This window comes from Microbacterium sufflavum, assembly GCF_023091155.1.
Classification (GTDB): Bacteria; Actinomycetota; Actinomycetes; order Actinomycetales; family Microbacteriaceae; genus Microbacterium; species Microbacterium sufflavum.
Window position 1 is genome coordinate 2797820 of sequence record NZ_JAHWXK010000001.1, and the last position, 18421, is coordinate 2816240.

Here is an 18421-nt window from a genome sequence, read left to right on the forward strand (position 1 = left end):
CTAGGCTGAATCCATGCGACAGAATCCGAGCTTCACGCTCGCCGACGTGACCGAGATCCGGCGCGTGATCGAGGCCAACCCCTGGGCCACCATCGTGAGTTCGACCGACGACGGGCTCGTCGCCTCGCACTATGCCGTGCTGCTCGACGACGACCGCGACGACCTGACGATCGTGGCCCACGTCGGGCGTCCCGACGACCTCATCCACGGGCTGGGGGAGCGGGAACTGCTGGTGGTCTTCCAGGGCCCGCACGGCTACGTGTCGCCCGGCTGGTACGGCGATGTCCCCGCGGTGCCCACATGGAACTACACGGCCGTGCACCTGGCGGGCACACCCGAGATCCTGACGCCGGACGAGAACCTGCGGGTGCTCGACCGCCTCGTGGAGCGGTTCGAGAACGGCATGCCCGAGCCGCGGCTGATGTGGCAGCGTCCCAACGACGCCGCGTTCGTGGAACGGCTCGCCGCAGGGACAGTGGGATTCCGCCTCACCCCCGCGCGCGTCGTCGCAAAGCGCAAGCTCAGCCAGAACAAGCCCGTCGAGACGATCGAGTCGGTGATCGCGGCACTCGAGAGCGAAGGCCCGTACACCAACCGTCCTCTGGCGGCGGAGATGCGGCGCGCTCAGGTGGCGCGCGAGGGGAACCGGGCATGACGGCGCGGAACGACACCGTCGGGACGGTGCGCGCCGTTCGTCTGGCCGGTCCCGGCCGGGAGTTCCTCATCGACGACGAGCCGGTGGACCTTCACCTCGACGGCGGCGTCATCGTCGACATCGCGCCGACCGGCGCCCTGCGACCGCGTGGACAGGTGCTCGACGCCGATGGTCTCTGGGCGGTCCCCGGCTTGTGGGACAACCACGTGCACACGGTCCAGTGGGCGCTGGCGGCGGAGCGGGTCCCGTTGCATGACACGACCTCGGCGGCGGAAGCCGCGCTGCGGATGGGTGAGGCGCCGACGCTCCCCGACGGACGCCGCGTCGGTACGGGATTCCGCGACGCCCTGTGGCCGGATCGGCCGAGCCTGGAGCTGCTGGACGCGACGACGGGAGCGGCGCCCACCTACCTCATCAATGCCGACGTGCACAGCGTGTGGCTGAACACCGCTGCTCTCGCCCGCGAAGGCTTCCGTGCTGACGACGGGGTCCTGCGCGAGGAGGACGCCTTCGAGATCTCGCGCCGCCTCAACGCGGTCGACCCGGCGCACAGCGACGAGGCCGTGCTCCGCGCCGGTGAGGCCGCAGCGGCGCGAGGCGTCACCGGACTGGTCGATTTCGACATGGCGTGGAACGCCGCTGCTTGGCCGCGCCGCATCCGTGCGGGCTTCGCCTCGCACCGCGTGGAGTTCGCGTTCTATCCCGCAGACCTCGATCGTGCCGTGACCGAAGGGCTGCGTAGCGGCGAGCCGCACGAGGAACCGGACACTCCCGCGGAGGCGCGCGGTCTGATCCGTGTCGGCTCGCTCAAGATCATCACGGACGGGTCGCTGGGAACCCGCACCGCCGCGTGCTCTCACGCCTATCCGGACGACCCCGGCAACTACGGGGTCCTGACGGTACCGGGCGATGAGCTCGTCGCTCTGCTGACCACCGCGACCGGCGCGGGCATCACGGCGGCCGTGCACGCCATCGGCGACCGCGCTGTCACGTCCGCCCTCGACGCCTTCCTGGTCACCGGGGCGACCGGTTCTCTGGAGCACGCCCAGCTCGTGCGTCATGCCGACCTGGCGCGGTTCGCGCGCCTCGGTGTGATCGCCAGCGTGCAGCCGCAGCACGCCGTCGACGACCGTGACTTCGTCGAGCACCACTGGGCAGGGCAGACCTCTCTCGGTTACCCGCTGTCGTCTCTGTTCGCCGCCGGTGCCGAGGTGCGGTTCGGTTCCGACGCCCCGGTGGCGCCCCTCGACCCGTGGCAGGCCCTGTCGGCGGCGGTCTGGCGCACGGATGACGAGCGGGAATCGTGGCACCCGGAGGAACGCCTCACGGTCGACCAGGCGTTGAGCGCCAGCGTGCGCTCCACGCTCCGCCCCGGGGAGATCGCCGATATCGCGCTCACGTCCGCGGATCCGCGCACCGCAGATGCCGCCGCGTTGCGCGCGATGCCCGTGGCCGCCACCCTTCTCGCGGGCCGCGTGACCCACGTCGGCTGAGCCTCGCGCACGCGGAGAGGGCGGCCCCGGTATCCCGGGGCCGCCCTCTCCGAAGGTGCTGACTGGTCAGGCCGCGATGTGCGAAACGAGGAACCAGCGGTCCTTCTCCAGTCCGCGCTGGATCTCGATCGCGACGTCCTGGCTGGTCAGGTCGACCTCGTCGAGGCCCTCGACGGCCGCCTTGACGTCGACGAGGATGGCGTCGATATCGGCGATGACCGCGCGGATGAGTTCATCCGACTGCGCGAAGCCGGCGGCGACCGACGTCGAACCGGACTTCTCTGCGACGGCCGAGACGCGCGCGTCGATCGGGAGTCCGAGGGCGACGATCCGCTCGGCGGCGGTGTCGGCGAAGTCGCCGGCATGGGCGACGATGGTGTCGAGGAGTTCGTGGACGCCGACGAAGTTCGCCCCGCGCACGTGCCAGTGCGCCTGCTTGCCGTTGATGGTCAGGGCCTGAAGGCCGAGGACGACGGGGGAGAGGAACTGCGCGGCGCCGGCGGCGACGGTGGGGTCGATGGCGGTGGGGGAAACGGTCTGTGCCTTGCTCATCTTGTGCTCCTCCGGGAGATTCTCGTGTCTGATGGGAACAACGCTACTCAGCTGAAAATGTTCCGCAAGCAAGATGAGGCATCGCTTACCGCCGCGAATCGGCGCGGGACGGGCGACGGCTAGAGTCGCTGCATGAGCGACGACGCGACCATCCTGTCTCTGCCCGGCCGCACTCCCGATCTCGACGACTCGGTGTTCCTCGCTGCGGGCGCCAGGGTGATCGGGGAGGTGACCATCGGGGAAGGGTCCAGCGTCTGGTACAATGCGGTCCTCCGGGCGGACTCCGCTGCGATCACGATGGGCGCTGGCAGCAACGCACAGGACAACGTGTCGATCCATGTCGACAGCGGACACCCGGTCGTGATCGGAGACGATGTCTCGATCGGGCACAACGCCGTCGTGCACGGCTGTCGGATCGGCGACGGTTCGCTCATCGGAATGGGAGCCGTGGTGCTGTCAGGCGCCCGTATCGGCTCGGAGTGCCTCATCGCCGGCGGCGCGCTCGTACTCGGCGACGCGGAGGTGCCGGACGGCTCGCTGGTGGCAGGCGTCCCGGCCCGCGTTCGTCGCGCGCTGAGCGACGAGGAGCGTGCCGGGTTACGGGAGAACGCTCGGATCTATCGCTCACACGTCGAGACCCATCGTGGTGCGGCGCACGCCGACGCGTCCGGGGAGGAGAGCGGTTCGGACGGGCGGTAGTCTCGGAGGGCAGGGGGCGGTGGCCAAGCTGGTTAAGGCAGTGGGCTCATAACCCAACGATCGCGGGTTCAAGTCCCGCCCGCCCTACGACTCGGATTTGCACGGGATCCATGCCGCCATGGGGCGCACCGGATGAGGAGGCTGAGAGCATCCGCACTCCGAAGGGAAGTCATGCAGCTCTCACCAGAATCCGAGACCGTCGTTCGCGCCACCGCCGGTGTGGTCGCCGAGCACGCCGAGGAGATCACTCGACTGTTCTATCCGCGGATGTTCGCGGCGCACCCCGAGCTTCTCCGGGTCTTCAACCGGGCGCACCAGGCGCACGGTGAGCAGCCGAGGGCCCTCGCCGCCTCGGTCGTCGCATTTGCCGTGTCCCTGATCGATCCCGAGGCGCCCGATTTCACGCCCGTGATGCGGCGCATCGCTCACAAGCACGTCTCGCTCGGGATCCGCGCGCGTCAGTACACGATCGTGGGACACCATCTGCTCGACGCCGTGGGGATCGTGCTGGGCGACGCGGTGACCCCGGAGGTCCGTGCTGCCTGGGACGAGGTGTACTGGCTGTTCGGGTGCTCACTCATCGCGGAAGAGGCTCGACTGTATGCGTTGGCCGGCACCGACCCCGAACACCCGTGGCGCAAGCACCGCGTGGTCGAGCGGATCGCGGAGACCGACGACGTGGTCACCCTCGTGCTCGAACCCCTCGACGGTGCGGTCGCCGATCACCGCGCGGGGCAGTACGTGGCCGTCGCCGTGGATCTGCCGGACGGCTCACGGCAGCCGCGTCAGTACACGCTGTCGTCTGCGCCCGGGGGCGGAGCACTGCGGGTGACCGTGAAACGGGTGCGCGGGATCGATGGTACGCCCGACGGCCAGGTGTCCACGTGGCTGCACGACAACGCGATGCCCGGCACGATCCTCGACGTCTCACAGCCCGCCGGTGACGTCGTCCTCGATGAGTCGCACGACCCGCTGGTGCTGGTCTCGGCAGGGATCGGCATCACCCCGGTCGCGGCGATGCTGGACGGCGTTCGACGCACGCAGCCCGAGCGCACTGTGCGGCTCTTCCATGCCGATCGCACACCGTCGTCGCACGCGCTCGTCGGCCCCGTGCAGGAGAACCTCAGCGGCCTGGAGGATGCGACGGCGGTGCGCTGGTACTCGTCGGCCCCGACGGACGCTCCTGTCCTCGACGGCGTGCGCGCCGGGCGGATGGACCTGACGGATGTCGAGCTTCCCGCCGGGGCGCGGGTGCTCCTGTGCGGACCCCTCGGCTTCATGCGCGACATGCGCGCGTCACTGCTCGGGCGCGGCGTGCCCGCGGAGCGGATCGACTACGAGGTGTTCGGCCCCGACACCTGGATGCGCCATCCAGCGGACGCGTCGGCGGCGTGAGCAGCGACCGGTCGAGGACGCCGATTCACCGGGCCCCCGGAGACCAGAACGACAGGAGAGCGCCGTGTCAAGCCCCTCCTGTCGGCCGTCCGGACGCGCCAGCCTCTTTCTGTGCGGCGTCCGCCGCTGAACGGGAGGCAACATGAGCATCGGCACTGGAATCGTGCTCTTCGTGATCGGGGCGATCCTCGTCTTCGCGGTGAACGTCGAGGTGACCTGGGTGAATCTCGACATGGTCGGATACATCCTCATGGGAGCCGGAGTCGTCGTCTTCTTGATCGGCATCGTGCTCCTGGCACGTCGCCGTCGGACCGAGACCGTCTCGCGCACGTATGTCGATCCCGCCACGGGGGAACCCACCACCCGACGGTCGGTGAGCTCGAGTTCCGACGACGGACTCTGAGCGACACGGACGGCTCGCGGGGATCCTGGGCCCCGCGAGCCGTCTGCGTGTCAGCTGAGGTCGGCGCCCTCGAGATGCTCCTCGACGAGGGTGATGCCGCCGCTCGAGTTCGCCGAATGCGCGAGCTCCTCGATCCACCGTCGACTCAGTTCCGGCGGCTCGGGAGCGTCGAACACGAAGCGCAGCGGGATGGAGGGGTGCAGCCACAGCGTCGAACGGCCGGGTGCGTCACCCTCGGGGTGCCGCCAGGAGAGCGTGAAGCTCTCATTGCGACGAAGCTTGGTGGCGATGACGACCTTGAGGTGGGCGAGCGCCCTGTCGTCGATCTGGATCGGGGTCTGAGTGTCTCCGTAGTAGAGGCTTCCCATCGTCAACCGACCTTGGTGCTGCAGAGGACTGCGGTGTTCATGGGGGCTCCTCGAAACATGCTGGGGGCCGGACGGGTGATCCGGATACTTCGGACTCTAATCGGCTCAGCCGATAGAGCCCGAGAGGGCGCGCAACTCGCCGTCACGCACGAAACAAGTGTGCGCGCGGTGTCAGGTCCGGGGCAACGTCGGCGGCATGGAGTACGCCTCACGATAGGCCGCGGCGAAGCGCGAGGAGTTGCTGAACCCCCACCGCCGCGCGATCGTCGCCACGGAGGCCCCGTTGCGGGCCAGCAGGTCTCTATGGGCTCCGTCGAGGCGGGCCCGACGCAGTGCCTCGGTGGGGGTGATGTCGAGCGCCCGACGGAAGGCGTACTGAAGTCCCCGCGTGGACATGTACGCGGCGGCTGCCACGTCATCGATCGTGATCGGGAGATGGGCGTTGTCGTCGATGTACGCGAGGGCGCGCCGCACCGACGCAGGGGCGCCCGACCGCTGGCTCGGACGCCGCAACGCATCGCTGAACGTCGTCGAGAAGCTCGTCATCGTGAGCATCAGCGCGTGGCGCTCGAACTCCTTCCCGACCAGCGGGTCGACGGGCTCGCCTTCGACGAGCGTGCTCTCGAGGTAGGTGAACATCGCCCCCCACCGGTCGGCGTCGGCGCGGGAATGGGGCGAGAGCCCGGTGGCTTTGAGCTCCACCCGGTCGTCTCCCGTCACCTGACGCATCGTGGCCTGGGCGGCCGACCGATCGAAAACGAGGGCGCGCACGCGGGCTCCGTGCTCCCACGTCGCGTCCACCTGGGTGCCGTCGGTGAGCCACGGCACACCCGCGTCGAGCGGTTGGCGATGCGACCACACCTGCGCGTCCGGAGAGTCGACACGGCACACCAGCAGTTGATCGTCCGGCTGCGTTCTGGCGTGCACCTGTGCGGCGAGGTCGTAACGGAGGACCGTGGTGGCCCCGAGCTCCATCGAACGCCAATCGAAGCGGAAGCGATGGGGGTCGACGTCCTCAAGCGTGGCGGACGGCACGAACTGCTTCCAGGTGGGCTCCACCTGCGCGACATCCCTGGATGTGAACTGCACCTTCGGCTCCTCGTTGCGTGACCGACCCGAAGAGGAAGGCCACTTGGGACGATAACCCATCATGCTGACACCGAGGCAGAGGGTGGCGTCGGTCGCTCGTAGACTCGGGGTATGACCGTGCCTTCCCCCTACGCGGACCGCCTGAGCACCCTCCCCGTGGAGCGCCACGAGGTCGCCGTCCGCGGCGGTGTCACGGCGTACTGGGAGTACGGTCCGCGCGACGCCGACACGACCATCGTCGCCGTGCACGGGTTCCGCGGCGAGCACCACGGCCTCGAGCCGGTGCTCGCGTACCTTCCGGAGGTGCGGGTTCTGGTCCCGGATCTCCCGGGCTTCGGGGAGACCGCGCCGCTCCCCGGACGGCGCCACGACCTCGACGAGTACGCCGCGTGGTTGACGGACTTCGTCGCAGCCACCGCCCCGGGAGCGGTGATCCTCGGCCACTCCTTCGGCTCCATCGTCGCGGCGGCCGCCGTCGCGGGAGGTCTCGCGACGCCGCGCCTGATCCTCCTCAACCCCATCGGCGCGCCGGCACTGGAGGGGCCGAAGGGGCTGATGACCCGGCTGGCGGTGCTCTACTACGCCCTCGGCGCGAAGCTGCCCGACCGGCTCGGTACCGCGGTGCTGCGAAACCGGGTCATCGTGCGCGTGATGAGCATCACGATGGCGAAGACCCGCGACCCGGGGCTGCGCCGCTTCATCCACGATCAGCACGACACCTACTTCTCCCGGTTCTCCGACCGCGACGTGCTGCACGATGCGTTCGTCGCGAGCGTGTCGCACGACGTGCGCGAGTTCGCGCCGCGCATCGACGTGCCGACGATGCTGGTCGCGGCGCAGCGCGACGACATCACGCCCATCGAGGCGGAGCGGCGGCTGGCGACCCTGTTCGCCGACGCGGAACTCGTCGAGATCGCCCACGTCGGTCATCTGATCCACTACGAGACCCCGGTCGAAGCAGCCGGGGCGATCAGGCGCTTCCTGAGGATTCCCGTCGCGCGAGGCCGATGAGCCCCGCCACCCGGAACGGGATCACCTCGCCCATGGCCAGGGAGGTCTCGGTGCGCTCGACCCCGTCGATCGACAGGATGCGCGCGTCGGTGTCGAACAGGTGCCTGGCGTCACGGCACGCGACGCGGGCGAGGAGGTCGATCGATCCGCTGAGTCCGTGCGCCTGCACGACCTCGGGGATGCGGGCGAGTTCGGTGATGATGCGGGGAAGCTCGGTCTGGCGTACGCCGATGCTGACGAAGGCCTGCAGCGGGAAGCCCAGGACGTCGGGGGAGAAGGCGCGCTCGTAGGAGAGGAAGACGCCGGTCTGATCCAGGCGGGCCATCCGCGCTTGGATCGTGTTGCGTGACAGCCCCATCTTCTCCGCGAGCGCGACGATCGTGATCCGCGGATCGTCGGCGAGCGACGCGAGCAGCTCGAGATCGATTCGGTCCAGTCCAGGCATAGTGCCAAACCCTAGCAGGCCCGAACTGGCGAAAAATGAGCAACATGCTCAAGTGATGGACGATTGCTTGAGCGAGGTGTTGAGCAGACGTACCCTCAGACCATGCCGGTGATGACGCCGGCACCGTTGCGCGAAGCCCCACGAGGGCCGCCGGACGAGGAGGACGACGATGTCACCGCAGGCCACACCGATCGCAGACACCGCCCAGGATCTGGAACTCTCGGAGCGCCTTCTCGCCCCGGACGGGTCCCGCGTTCCGAACCCGCGCCTCGACCCGTTCGTCGTGGACGTGGACGCCGCGCAACTCCGCGCGCTCCACCGCGACATGGTCGTACTCCGTCGCATCGACGCGGAGGGCGTGGCGCTGCAGCGTCAGGGCCAGCTCGGACTGTGGGCGCCGTGTCAGGGCCAGGAGGCGACGCAGATCGGCACCGCCCGAGCTCTCGACCCCCGCGACTTCGTGTTCCCCAGCTACCGTGAGACCGGCGTGATCTACGCGCGCGGCGCCCAGCCGGGCGATTACGTGCGCATGTGGCGCGGGGAGGAGGGGGCGGCGTACGACCCCGCGGCTCTCGGTGTCGCGCCGCTGCAGATCATCATCGGCGCGCAGACGCTCCACGCCGTCGGCTACGCACTGGGGATCCAGTATGAGAAGGCGGCGGAAGTGGCGGTCACCTATTTCGGGGACGGTGCGACGAGTCAGGGTGACGTGAACGAGGCGATGATCTTCGCCGCCTCGTACCAGGCCCCCGTCGTGTTCGTCTGTCAGAACAACCACTGGGCGATCTCGGAGCCGGTCGCCGTGCAGTCCCAGTACCCGATCGCGGGACGCGCGCCCGGATTCGGGATCCCCAGCCTGCGGGTCGACGGCAACGACGTGCTCGCGTGCCTGGCGGCGATGCGGTGGGCCCTCGACCATGCGCGTTCCGGCCGTGGACCCGCGTACATCGAGGCCGTGACCTACCGCATGGGCCCGCACACCACCGCGGACGACCCCACCCGGTACCGCGACGACGCGGAGCTGGAGGCCTGGCGTCGGCGGGATCCGATCGCTCGGCTGGAGGCGTACCTGCGCCGTGTGGGGGAGTTCGACGACGACCACGTGGCGGACACGCAGGCGGCGGCTGACGCGGTGGCGAAGGAGATGCGGGCGGCCTGTCTCGGAATGGTCACGCGTCCGCCGCTGGCCGTGTTCGACGGCGTGTACGCCGAGCCGCACACGGGGCTGGAGCGTCAGCGCGACGAATACGCCGCGTATCTCGCGTCGTTCGAGAGCGAGGTGTGACATGACCCAGCTCACGCTCGGCAAGGCCCTCGGCGCCGGACTGCGCCAGGCCATGCGCGACGACGACCGGGTCGTGCTCCTCGGCGAGGACATCGGCAAGCTCGGAGGGGTGTTCCGCATCACCGATGGACTGCTCGACGAGTTCGGCGCCGCGCGCGTGATCGACACCCCGCTCGCCGAGTCGGGCATCGTCGGCACGGCGGTCGGGCTCGCGTTCCGCGGCTACCGCCCGGTGGTCGAGATCCAGTTCGACGGCTTCGTGTACCCGGCATTCGATCAGATCGTGTCGCAGGTGGCGAAGCTGCACTATCGGACTCAGGGCCGGGTGAAGATGCCCCTCACGATCCGCATCCCGTGGGCCGGAGGCATCGGAGCCGCGGAGCACCACTCCGAGTCGCCGGAGGCCTACTTCGCGCACACCGCGGGGCTGCGCGTCGTCGCGGTGTCGAACCCGGAGGACGCGTACCGCAGCCTGCGCCAGGCGATCGCCTCGGACGACCCTGTCGTCTTCTTCGAGCCCAAGCGCCTCTACCACCACAAGGGCGAGGTCGACCTGGAGGCACCGCTCGCCGACGCGCCGCCGATGGGACTCGCCCGTGTCGTCCGTGCGGGCACGGACGCGACGGTGATCGCCTACGGTGCGATGGTGACGACGGCGCTGCAGGCCGCCGACGCCGCTGAAGACGAGGGGCTGTCGTTGGAGGTCGTCGATCTCCGCTCGCTCTCGCCCGTGGACTACGACTCGGTCGCCGCCTCGGTGCGCAAGACGGGCCGGGTCGTGGTCGCGCACGAAGCCTCCAGGGAAGCCGGGCTCGGTGCCGAGGTCATCGCCAGCATCACCGAGCGCTGCTTCGAGTACCTCGAGCACGCGCCGCTGCGCGTGACCGGACACGACGTGCCGTATCCGCCCGCGAAGCTCGAGAAGTACCATCTGCCCGACCTCGACCGCATCCTCGACGCTGTCGATCGCGTGATGGACCGCCCGAACAGCCTGACGGGAGCGGACGCATGATCGCCGAGTTCCGTCTGCCCGACCTGGGGGAAGGGCTCACCGAGGCGGAGGTCGTGCAGTGGCTCGTCTCGCCCGGCGAGAAGGTGGCGCTGAACCAGACCCTCGCCGAGGTCGAGACCGCGAAGGCCGTGGTGGAACTGCCCTCGCCCTACGAGGGCACCGTGTCCAGCCTGCATGCCGAGGCGGGCGAGACCGTGGCGGTGGGGGCACCGCTCATCGCCTTCGACGTCGCCGGTGAGGAACCGCAGACTCCGACCCCCGCGATCGAGGGTGCCGAGGCCGAAGGCAGCGAGAAGACGCAGCCGAACCTCGTCGGCTACGGTGCTGCTCCCACGACGGCGGGCCGGCCCGCGCGGCGTGCCCGTCGGATCGGTGGCGCGAGTCCGGCGGCGGACACCGCGGTCCTGGAGGCGGCTCCCCACGACGCCTCGCCCTCGGCGTCCGTGGAGACCGTGATCGAACGGCCGCGCTCGACGCCGCCCGTGCGGGCGCACGCGAAGCGCCTCGGCGTCGACCTGGTGCTGGTCGCGGCGGAGGTCGGCGACCGGCTGATCACACGTCAGGATGTCGACGCGTACGCCGAGCGGCTCGCGGCCCGCTCGGACGCGACGCGCACGCCCGCGCCCGTGCCGGGGAGCGCCGCTCGTCCGACCGGCCACCAGCCCGACCGCGAGACCCGCATCCCGATCCGGGGAGTGCGCAAGCACACCGCGGCGGCGATGGTGCAGAGCGCGTTCACGGCGCCGCACGTCACCGTGTTCCATACGGTCGACGTCACCGCGACGATGGACCTGCTGGCACGACTGCGCGAGGACCGCGCACTCAGTGGCCACCGGATCGGTCCGCTCGCCGTCGTCGCGAAGGCGGTGTGCCTTGCCCTCGGCGGGGCGCCGGGCCTGAACGCGCGGTGGGATGAGGAGGCGGGCGAGATCGTCCAGTACGGCTACGTCGACCTCGGGATCGCCGCGGCGACCGAGCGGGGCCTGATCGTGCCGATGATCCGCGATGCGGAGCGGATGACCCTGGTGGAACTCGCGGATGCCATCGCGGCGCTCGCAGAGACAGCTCGCGCGGGCAAGACGTCGCCCGCGGAGCTGTCCGGCGGCACGTTCTCGATCTCGAACATCGGAGTGTTCGGCGTGGATGCCGGGACGCCGATCCTGCCGCCGGGTCAGTCGGGCATCCTCGCGGTCGGTGCGGTCAGGCGGCAGCCGTGGGAACACGCCGGAGAGATCGCGCTGCGTCAGGTGATGACGCTGAGCCTCTCGTTCGACCACCGGATTGTGGACGGCGCGGAGGGCGCCGCGTTCCTGAAGGCCGTGGCCGACGTGCTCGAGGAGCCCGGCAGGGCGATGCTGCTCAGATGAGGGCGCGCAGCGCCGCCTCCGCCATCGTGACCAGTACGGTCGCGGTGGCGGAGTGCCGCCTCGTCGCGGCTCGCGTGCTGTGGGGCGTCGAGTTGATCAGCCCGAAGCACGCCTGGACGCGCAGCCGGAGTTCGTCGCGGGCGACGTCGTCGCGGGGATCGATCGCGGCGAGCGCGTCCATCCAGAGCTCGATGTAGGCACGCTGGAGCCGGCGGACCTCGGCGCGGTCGGCGTCGGCCAGATGCGCGACGTCGCGGTCCTGCACCTGGATGACCTCGGCGTTGCCGAGCGCGAAGTCCACGTGGAACCGGATGAGTGCGCGCATGCGCTCCTGAGGGTCGGCGGCGGACACCGCCACGCGGTCACCCCCGTCGACCAGGTCGTGGCTGACCTTCACGAGCACGGCGCCGAGCAGGGCCTGTTTTCCCGCGAAGTGTCGGTAGACGGCGGGGCCGGAGACGCCGACCGCTGCGCCGATCTCCTCGAGGCTCACGCCGGTGTAGCCGCGGTCGGCGAACAGCCGGGCGGCCGCGTGCAGCAGCGCGTCGGACCGCTCTGCTTTCGCGCGGTCCCTGGCGGTGAGCGGGCTTGTCATCTCAGTTAATCCTCGCTAACCTGAATCATCGGGTTAGTGAACACTAACCGAGAATGCGTGCACCGCGCCAGGGCAGTCCGTGGCGCGGTCGTGGGTCGAGGAGGACATCACGATGCCGGCAACCCAGGAAGATCTGGCGCACGAGCTGCGTGCTCGGATCGCGACCGCCGCCATCGGCGGTCCGGAGGCGTCACGCGAACGTCACGTCGCGCGCGGCAAGCTGCTTCCGCGCGACCGGGTCGCGCGGGTGCTCGACGAGGGCAGCCCCTTCGTGGAGATCGCTCCGCTGGCGGCGGACGGCCTGTACGGGGGAGAGGCGCCGGGGGCCGGGGTCATCGCGGGTATCGGACTCGTCCACGGCCGCCACGTCATGGTCGTCTGCAACGACGCGACAGTGAAGGGCGGCACCTACTACCCGCTCACGGTCAAGAAGCACCTGCGGGCACAGGAGATCGCGCTCGAGAACCGCCTTCCGTGCCTGTATCTCGTCGACTCGGGCGGGGCGTTCCTGCCGCGACAGGACGAGGTCTTCCCCGATCGCGACCACTTCGGGCGCATCTTCTTCCACCAGGCGCGCCTCTCGGCCGCGGGTGTTCCGCAGCTCGCCGCCGTGCTCGGGTCGTGCACCGCCGGGGGAGCGTATGTCCCGGCGATGAGCGACGAGACGGTGATCGTGCGCGATCAGGGCACCATCTTTCTGGGCGGACCTCCGCTCGTGAAAGCCGCGATCGGCGAGGTCGTCTCCGCGGAGGAGCTCGGGGGTGGAGCGCTCCACGCGAAGCGCAGCGGCGTCGTCGACCACCTCGCGGAAGACGACGAGCACGCACTGGAGATCCTGCGGGACATCGTCGCGACGCTTCCCGCGCCCGCCCCGCCCGCCTGGGAGGTCGTCGAGAGCAGACCGCCGTCCGAGACGGGCTCACTGTACGACGTGGTCCCGGTGGACGTGAACGCGTCCTACGACGTGCACGTCGTGATCGACCGGCTCGTCGACGGCGATACCTTCCGGGAGTTCAAGGCCGAATACGGCACCACCCTCGTCACCGGCTTCGCGCGCCTCCACGGACACCCGGTCGGCATCGTCGCGAACAACGGCGTGCTGTTCAGCGAGTCGGCGCTCAAGGGCGCCCACTTCATCGAGCTGTGCGACCAGCGCGGCATCCCGCTGCTGTTCCTGCAGAACATCACCGGCTTCATGGTCGGGTCGGATGCGGAGGCCGGAGGGATCGCGAAGGACGGGGCCAAGATGGTCACCGCGGTCGCGACCACCCGTGTCCCGAAGCTCACCGTGATCATCGGCGGGTCGTTCGGGGCGGGCAACTACTCGATGTGCGGGCGCGCCTACTCCCCGCGGTTCCTGTGGACGTGGCCGGCGAGCCGCATCTCGGTCATGGGCGGTGCTCAGGCCGCATCCGTCCTGGCCACGGTGAAGGAGGACCAGTTGGCCGCGCGCGGTGAGACCTGGGCGCCCGACGACCGTGCGGCGTTCGAGGAGCCGATCCGCGAGCAGTACGAGCGGCAGGGCGAGCCGTACTACGCCACGGCGCGCCTGTGGGACGACGGCATCGTCGACCCCGCGCAGACCCGCGACCTGCTCGGGCTGGCGCTCGATGTCGTCTCCCGCACCCCGCTGCCCGAACCGCGCTTCGGCGTCTTCCGGATGTGAGCCCCATGTCTTCGTCACCCTCTCTCTCGTTCACCACCGTCCTCGTCGCGAACCGCGGCGAGATCGCCCGACGCATCATCCGCACGCTCCGCGCTCTGGGTATCCGCAGTGTCGCGGTCTACAGCGATGCCGACGCGGGGGCACCCCATGTGCGCGAGGCTGACGTGGCGGTCCGCATCGGGCCCGCTCCGGCGGCCGAGTCCTATCTCGACATCGATGCCGTCGTCGCGGCCGCGCGGGCCACCGGCGCGCAGGCGATCCACCCCGGCTACGGCTTCCTGTCCGAGAGCGTCGGGCTGGCGGAGGCGTGCGCCGAGAGCGGAATCGTGTTCGTCGGCCCCTCCGTGACGGCTCTGCAGGTCATGGGCGACAAGGCCAGGGCGCGGGAGCACGTCGCGCGGAGCGGGGTGCCGGTCGTTCCGGGGTTCGACGCACGTGGGCTGTCCGACGCGGAGATCGAGGAGGAGGCGGACGCGGTCGGGTTCCCCCTCCTGGTGAAGCCGAGCGCGGGCGGAGGCGGCAAGGGCATGGAGGTCGTCGCGGACGCGGCCGCACTGCGCCCCGCCCTGTCCTCCGCGCGACGGGTCGCTGCCGCGGCCTTCGGCGACGACGCGCTCATCCTCGAACGGCTCATCGCCCGGCCGCGGCACATCGAGGTGCAGGTCTTCGGCGATGCACACGGCCGGGTGGTGGCGCTGGGCGAGCGCGAGTGCACGCTGCAGCGACGGCATCAGAAGGTCATCGAGGAGGCGCCGTCGGCCGGCATCCCCGAGGACACGCGCGACCGGCTCCTGACGGCGGCGGTGCGCGCGGCGGAGAGCGTCGCCTACGTCGGGGCCGGCACCGTAGAGTTCCTGGTCGATGCGGACGCCCCGGAGAACGTGTTCTTCATCGAGATGAACACGCGCCTCCAGGTCGAGCACCCGGTGACGGAGGAGGTGACCGGGCTCGACCTCGTGGCGCTGCAGCTGCAGGTCGCCGACGGTCGTCCCCTCGAGGTCGAGCCGCGCGGGCGGGGTCATGCCGTCGAGGCGCGCGTGTACGCCGAGGCTCCGGAGCGCGGCTTCCTGCCGTCCACCGGGACCGTGCTGCTGTTCGAGGCCCCGGACGGGGTCCGGGTCGACGCGGCTGTCGAGACGGGCAGCGTGGTGACGGGCTACTACGATCCGATGATCGCGAAGGTGATCGCTCACGCCGACGACCGGGCGACCGCCCTCCGCCGCCTGGACGACGCCCTGGCGCGCACCGTGGTGCTGGGGGTCGACACGAACATCGGGTTCCTGAGGCGGCTGCTGCACGACGAGCGTGTCGTCGCGGGCGACCTCGACACGGGGCTGATCGAGACTCTGCTCCCGCTGGAGCCGAGCCGACCCTCCGCATCGCAGCTCGCCGCTGCAGCCGCCGCTCTCCAGCCCGTCGGGGTATCGCCGCGAGCCGCCGACGCGCTGTGGGGACGACTCGCCGGGTGGCGGCTCGGCGCCGATCCCGCTCCGGTCGCGCCCCTCACCGTGCTCACCGATGACGACGCGGTGGTCGAGCTGCACGACGCCGATCCCGGACGTTCGACGGTGCGCGCGGCCGTGGATGCCGACGGGGCGGTGTGGGTCGTCGAAGACGGGGCCACCATGAGGCTTCTGCCCGTGGATCGGCGCGCGCGCCTCCAGCGTCGGCTGGCCGCGACCGGCGACGGTGGTCGCGCGAGCGAGCCGGAGGGACGAGCCCCGATGCCGGGGAGCGTAGTGGCCGTGCACGTCGCGGACGGCGCGGTCGTCGCGGCCGGCGAGCCGCTCGTCGCGATCGAGGCCATGAAGATGGAGCACCAGGTGCTCGCCCCGCACGACGGGGTGGTGCACCTGTTGGTCGCGACCGGCGACCAGGTACGGCGCGACCAACCGGTCGCCCGGGTGACGACGATGGAGGACGACCGATGATCGAGAGCCTGACCGACGAGGAGCGCGAGCTCGCGGGGATGGTGCGGGAGTTCGCCGACACCGTGGTCGCCCCGCAGTCCTACGAGGCCGACCGCACGCACACGCTCTCGATGGACGTGGTTGCGCAGATGGGCGAGCTCGGGCTGTTCGGCCTTCCCTTCCCCGAGGAGTACGGGGGACAGGGCGGCGACTATATGGCGCTCGGCATCGCGATCGAGGCGCTGGGCCGGGTCGACCAGTCCATCGCGATCACGTTGGAGGCGGGGGTCAGCCTGGGCGCGATGCCGATCTACCGGTTCGGCTCGGAGGAGCAGAAGCGCGAACTGCTGCCTGACCTGCTCGCCGGACGCGCTCTCGCCGGGTTCGGGCTGACGGAGCCGGAGGCGGGAAGCGACGCCGGCGCCACGCGCACCACGGCACGGCTCGACGGCGATGACTGGGTGATCGACGGCTCCAAGCAGTTCATCACCAACTCCGGCACGCCGATCACGCGCTTCGTGACGGTGACCGCCGTGACCGGTGCGAACGAGGGACGCAAGGAGATCTCGACGATCATCGTGCCCAACGGCACCCCGGGGTTCACGGTCGAGCCGCCCTACGACAAGGTCGGCTGGAACGCCTCGGACACCCACCCGCTCACGTTCGACGGGGCGAGGGTACCCGCCGGCAACCTGCTGGGGGCGCGTGGCAGCGGGTTCCGCAACTTCCTGAGCATCCTCGACGAGGGTCGCATCGCGATCGCCGCCCTCTCCACCGGTGCGGCCGAGGGGTGCCTGGAGGCGGCGGTCGCCTACGCGAAGAGTCGCACGATCTTCGGCAGCGCGCTCAGCACCCGGCAGAACGCCCAGTTCACGCTCGCCCGCATGCGTGCGCGCGTGCACACCGCGCGACTCGCGTGGCACCATGCCGCCCGGTTGCGCGACGCGGGCTCCCCGTTCGCGGAGGCCGCGGCGATCGCGAAGCTCGTGGCGGGAGAGGCCGCGATGGACAACGCGCGGGATGCGACGCAGATCTTCGGCGGCAACGGCTTCATGAACGAGTTCCCCGTGGCACGCCACTACCGCGACTCCAAGATCCTCGAGATCGGCGAGGGCACGACGGAGGTCCAGCTGCTGGTGATCGCCAGGGCCCTGGGGCTCGCCGGGTAGCGTGGAGGGATGAGCATGCGCGACATCGAGCAGCGCGGACTGTACTTCGAGGAGTTCGACACGGGCGTGCGGTACCTGCATCGACCGGGGCGCACGGCGACCGAGGCCGACAACGTGCTCTTCACGACGCTCACCATGAACACGCAGGCGCTGCACCTCGACGCCGCCTTCGCCGACGCCAGCGAGCCGTTCCACGCGCGACTGATCAACTCGATGTGGACCCTGTCCACGATGGTCGGGACCTCGGTGGCGCAGCTCACGCAGGGCACGCTCGTGGCGCAGCTCGGCATGGGCGACATCGCGTTCCCGCACCCGCTTTTCGCGGGCGACACCCTCACCACGGAGACCGTCGTGGAGGAGAAGCGCCTGTCATCCTCCCGCCCGGGGACGGGGGTCGTGCGGCTCGCGCACACGGGGCGGAACCAGGACGGCACCGTGGTCGCCACGGCCACGCGCACGGTGCTGATCCGCTGCCGCCCGGAGGCGTCCGCATGAGCCTCGACCTCGGCCCCGCGCTGCTGTTCTGCCCGGCGGATCGCCCGGAGCGCTTCGCGAAGGCGCTCGACCGCGCCGACGCGGTCATCCTCGACCTGGAGGACGCGGTGCTTCCGGCGGCGAAGGCCGAGGCCAGAGCGAACGTGCGATCGGCCGCGCTCGACCCGGCGCGCGTGATCGTGCGGGTGAACGCGCCGAGCTCCGGCGAGTTCGACGCCGACCTCGCCGCCCTGGCGGAGACGGGCTTCCGGACGGTCATGGTCGCGAAGAGCGAGAGTGCGTCCGATCTCGACGGTCTCGGCGACGCGTACGACCTGATCGCGCTGTGCGAGACGGCGCGCGGTGTCCACGCGGCGCCCGACATCGCGGCGCACCCGCGGGTGGTCGCTCTGATGTGGGGAGCGGAGGATCTGGTCGCCTCACTCGGCGGCACGTCCTCGCGGACCGCGGCCGGCCTCTACCGCGACGTCGCCCGCTACGCCCGCTCGCGCGTGCTGCTGGAGGCGGGCGCGCACGGCAAGGCAGCCATCGATGCCGTGCACGTCGACATCGGCGACCTGGAAGGGCTGCAGCAGGAGGCCGCCGACGCTGCGGCATCCGGCTTCCGCGCCACGGCGTGCATCCACCCGAGCCAGGTGCCCATCGTGCGAGAGGCCTACCGTCCCGACGCCGAGACCGTCGCGTGGGCGAGGGCCGTGCTGGAGGCGGCCGCCACGGAGCGCGGTGTCTTCCGGTTCGACGGTCGCATGGTGGACGAGCCCGTGCTCCGGCACGCGCGCTTCGTGGTCTCCCGCGCCCGCTGAGGCCGCATC

19 protein-coding genes and 1 tRNA gene are annotated in these 18421 nt (G+C 70.5%); 15 read left to right on the top strand and 5 right to left on the bottom strand.

What is annotated here, in order from left to right; all coding sequences use genetic code 11:
- Positions 1–13 precede the first annotated feature (13 nt).
- Together KZC56_RS13505 and KZC56_RS13510 are read left to right on the top strand one after the other, a co-directional pair.
- Positions 14–655 (top strand): FMN-binding negative transcriptional regulator, encoded by a 642-nt coding sequence (locus tag KZC56_RS13505; RefSeq protein WP_136031895.1) that lies wholly within the window; start codon positions 14–16, stop codon positions 653–655.
- The gene (locus tag KZC56_RS13510; RefSeq protein WP_247638763.1) at positions 652–2148 is read left to right on the top strand and encodes an amidohydrolase; all 1497 of its coding nucleotides are present in this window, start codon (positions 652–654) and stop codon (positions 2146–2148) included. Before KZC56_RS13505 ends, KZC56_RS13510 begins: the two co-directional genes overlap by 4 nt.
- A 66-nt stretch (positions 2149–2214) precedes the next feature.
- On the opposite strand, the gene KZC56_RS13515 is transcribed toward KZC56_RS13510, so the two are convergent.
- Positions 2215–2700, bottom strand: a complete 486-nt coding sequence (locus tag KZC56_RS13515) for a Dps family protein (RefSeq protein ID WP_247638764.1) — start codon at positions 2698–2700, stop codon at positions 2215–2217.
- 132 nt (positions 2701–2832) lie between these two features.
- On the opposite strand from KZC56_RS13515, the gene KZC56_RS13520 reads away from it, so the two are divergent.
- The 4 genes from KZC56_RS13520 (at position 2833) to KZC56_RS13535 (ending at position 5197) form a co-directional block, all read left to right on the top strand.
- Positions 2833–3399, top strand: coding sequence for a gamma carbonic anhydrase family protein (locus KZC56_RS13520; protein ID WP_247638765.1), 567 nt, complete (start codon positions 2833–2835; stop codon positions 3397–3399).
- Between the two features lie 13 nt (positions 3400–3412).
- Positions 3413–3486: transfer RNA gene (locus KZC56_RS13525), tRNA-Ile, on the top strand.
- Between the two features lie 45 nt (positions 3487–3531).
- A complete protein-coding gene (locus tag KZC56_RS13530) occupies positions 3532–4794 on the top strand; it encodes a globin domain-containing protein (protein ID WP_372490594.1) in 1263 nt (420 codons plus the stop codon).
- A gap of 142 nt (positions 4795–4936) precedes the next feature.
- A complete protein-coding gene (locus KZC56_RS13535) occupies positions 4937–5197 on the top strand; it encodes a DUF6458 family protein (RefSeq protein ID WP_136031905.1) in 261 nt (86 codons plus the stop codon).
- A 50-nt stretch (positions 5198–5247) separates the two neighbouring features.
- On the opposite strand, the gene KZC56_RS13540 is transcribed toward KZC56_RS13535, so the two are convergent.
- Both KZC56_RS13540 and KZC56_RS17820 read right to left on the bottom strand, forming a co-directional pair.
- Positions 5248–5565 carry a DUF7882 family protein gene (locus tag KZC56_RS13540; protein WP_136031908.1) on the bottom strand — a complete coding sequence of 106 codons (318 nt, stop codon included), beginning with the start codon at positions 5563–5565 and terminating at the stop codon, positions 5248–5250.
- A gap of 171 nt (positions 5566–5736) precedes the next feature.
- Positions 5737–6654, bottom strand: a complete 918-nt coding sequence (locus tag KZC56_RS17820) for a helix-turn-helix transcriptional regulator (protein WP_136037365.1) — start codon at positions 6652–6654, stop codon at positions 5737–5739.
- 111 nt (positions 6655–6765) lie between these two features.
- On the opposite strand from KZC56_RS17820, the gene KZC56_RS13550 reads away from it, so the two are divergent.
- Entirely contained in the window at positions 6766–7665 is a 900-nt protein-coding gene (locus KZC56_RS13550; protein ID WP_136037364.1) for an alpha/beta fold hydrolase, read from the top strand.
- Here KZC56_RS13550 and KZC56_RS13555 read toward each other — a convergent pair.
- Positions 7625–8110 (bottom strand): Lrp/AsnC family transcriptional regulator, encoded by a 486-nt coding sequence (locus KZC56_RS13555; protein WP_136032312.1) that lies wholly within the window; start codon positions 8108–8110, stop codon positions 7625–7627. The two genes, KZC56_RS13550 and KZC56_RS13555, sit on opposite strands and share 41 nt — an antisense overlap.
- Before the next feature lie 169 nt (positions 8111–8279).
- Here KZC56_RS13555 and pdhA point away from each other — a divergent pair, with 169 nt between their 5' ends.
- From pdhA to KZC56_RS13570, 3 genes are read left to right on the top strand one after another with little or no spacing between them, the layout of a single operon-like run.
- A complete protein-coding gene (pdhA, locus tag KZC56_RS13560) occupies positions 8280–9395 on the top strand; it encodes a pyruvate dehydrogenase (acetyl-transferring) E1 component subunit alpha (protein WP_247638767.1) in 1116 nt (371 codons plus the stop codon).
- Between the two features lies 1 nt (position 9396).
- A complete protein-coding gene (locus KZC56_RS13565) occupies positions 9397–10407 on the top strand; it encodes an alpha-ketoacid dehydrogenase subunit beta (protein ID WP_136037361.1) in 1011 nt (336 codons plus the stop codon).
- Positions 10404–11774, top strand: coding sequence for a dihydrolipoamide acetyltransferase family protein (locus tag KZC56_RS13570; RefSeq protein WP_136045245.1), 1371 nt, complete (start codon positions 10404–10406; stop codon positions 11772–11774). Before KZC56_RS13565 ends, KZC56_RS13570 begins: the two co-directional genes overlap by 4 nt.
- Here KZC56_RS13570 and KZC56_RS13575 read toward each other — a convergent pair.
- On the bottom strand, positions 11767–12369 hold the full coding sequence (locus KZC56_RS13575; protein WP_136032319.1) for a TetR/AcrR family transcriptional regulator: 603 nt from the start codon (positions 12367–12369) through the stop codon (positions 11767–11769). The two genes, KZC56_RS13570 and KZC56_RS13575, sit on opposite strands and share 8 nt — an antisense overlap.
- A 112-nt stretch (positions 12370–12481) precedes the next feature.
- Here KZC56_RS13575 and KZC56_RS13580 point away from each other — a divergent pair, with 112 nt between their 5' ends.
- The 5 genes from KZC56_RS13580 to KZC56_RS13600 are packed head-to-tail and all read left to right on the top strand — an operon-like array spanning position 12482 to position 18412.
- Complete coding sequence (locus tag KZC56_RS13580) at positions 12482–14035, top strand: carboxyl transferase domain-containing protein (RefSeq protein ID WP_247638768.1); 1554 nt, start codon at positions 12482–12484, stop codon at positions 14033–14035.
- Positions 14036–14040: 5 nt separating this feature from the next.
- Entirely contained in the window at positions 14041–15966 is a 1926-nt protein-coding gene (locus tag KZC56_RS13585) for an acetyl/propionyl/methylcrotonyl-CoA carboxylase subunit alpha (RefSeq protein ID WP_247638769.1), read from the top strand.
- On the top strand, positions 15963–17114 hold the full coding sequence (locus KZC56_RS13590) for an acyl-CoA dehydrogenase family protein (RefSeq protein WP_206251272.1): 1152 nt from the start codon (positions 15963–15965) through the stop codon (positions 17112–17114). Before KZC56_RS13585 ends, KZC56_RS13590 begins: the two co-directional genes overlap by 4 nt.
- Before the next feature lie 9 nt (positions 17115–17123).
- Complete coding sequence (locus tag KZC56_RS13595; RefSeq protein ID WP_247638770.1) at positions 17124–17609, top strand: MaoC family dehydratase; 486 nt, start codon at positions 17124–17126, stop codon at positions 17607–17609.
- The gene (locus KZC56_RS13600; protein ID WP_247638771.1) at positions 17606–18412 is read left to right on the top strand and encodes an HpcH/HpaI aldolase/citrate lyase family protein; all 807 of its coding nucleotides are present in this window, start codon (positions 17606–17608) and stop codon (positions 18410–18412) included. The genes KZC56_RS13595 and KZC56_RS13600 overlap by 4 nt, the downstream gene beginning before the upstream one ends.
- Positions 18413–18421 lie beyond the last annotated feature (9 nt).

Coding starts and splice junctions, on each gene's coding strand:
- pdhA (WP_247638767.1), top strand. CDS start 8,280: ATGTCACCGCAGGCCACACCGATCGCAGACACCGCCCAGGATCTGGAA.
- KZC56_RS13565 (WP_136037361.1), top strand. CDS start 9,397: ATGACCCAGCTCACGCTCGGCAAGGCCCTCGGCGCCGGACTGCGCCAG.
- KZC56_RS13540 (WP_136031908.1), bottom strand. CDS start 5,565: ATGGGAAGCCTCTACTACGGAGACACTCAGACCCCGATCCAGATCGAC.
- KZC56_RS13590 (WP_206251272.1), top strand. CDS start 15,963: ATGATCGAGAGCCTGACCGACGAGGAGCGCGAGCTCGCGGGGATGGTG.
- KZC56_RS13550 (WP_136037364.1), top strand. CDS start 6,766: ATGACCGTGCCTTCCCCCTACGCGGACCGCCTGAGCACCCTCCCCGTG.
- KZC56_RS13505 (WP_136031895.1), top strand. CDS start 14: ATGCGACAGAATCCGAGCTTCACGCTCGCCGACGTGACCGAGATCCGG.
- KZC56_RS13510 (WP_247638763.1), top strand. CDS start 652: ATGACGGCGCGGAACGACACCGTCGGGACGGTGCGCGCCGTTCGTCTG.
- KZC56_RS13555 (WP_136032312.1), bottom strand. CDS start 8,110: ATGCCTGGACTGGACCGAATCGATCTCGAGCTGCTCGCGTCGCTCGCC.
- KZC56_RS13535 (WP_136031905.1), top strand. CDS start 4,937: ATGAGCATCGGCACTGGAATCGTGCTCTTCGTGATCGGGGCGATCCTC.
- KZC56_RS13520 (WP_247638765.1), top strand. CDS start 2,833: ATGAGCGACGACGCGACCATCCTGTCTCTGCCCGGCCGCACTCCCGAT.
- KZC56_RS13515 (WP_247638764.1), bottom strand. CDS start 2,700: ATGAGCAAGGCACAGACCGTTTCCCCCACCGCCATCGACCCCACCGTC.
- KZC56_RS13570 (WP_136045245.1), top strand. CDS start 10,404: ATGATCGCCGAGTTCCGTCTGCCCGACCTGGGGGAAGGGCTCACCGAG.
- KZC56_RS13595 (WP_247638770.1), top strand. CDS start 17,124: ATGAGCATGCGCGACATCGAGCAGCGCGGACTGTACTTCGAGGAGTTC.
- KZC56_RS13600 (WP_247638771.1), top strand. CDS start 17,606: ATGAGCCTCGACCTCGGCCCCGCGCTGCTGTTCTGCCCGGCGGATCGC.
- KZC56_RS13530 (WP_372490594.1), top strand. CDS start 3,532: ATGAGGAGGCTGAGAGCATCCGCACTCCGAAGGGAAGTCATGCAGCTC.
- KZC56_RS13580 (WP_247638768.1), top strand. CDS start 12,482: ATGCCGGCAACCCAGGAAGATCTGGCGCACGAGCTGCGTGCTCGGATC.
- KZC56_RS13585 (WP_247638769.1), top strand. CDS start 14,041: ATGTCTTCGTCACCCTCTCTCTCGTTCACCACCGTCCTCGTCGCGAAC.
- KZC56_RS13575 (WP_136032319.1), bottom strand. CDS start 12,369: ATGACAAGCCCGCTCACCGCCAGGGACCGCGCGAAAGCAGAGCGGTCC.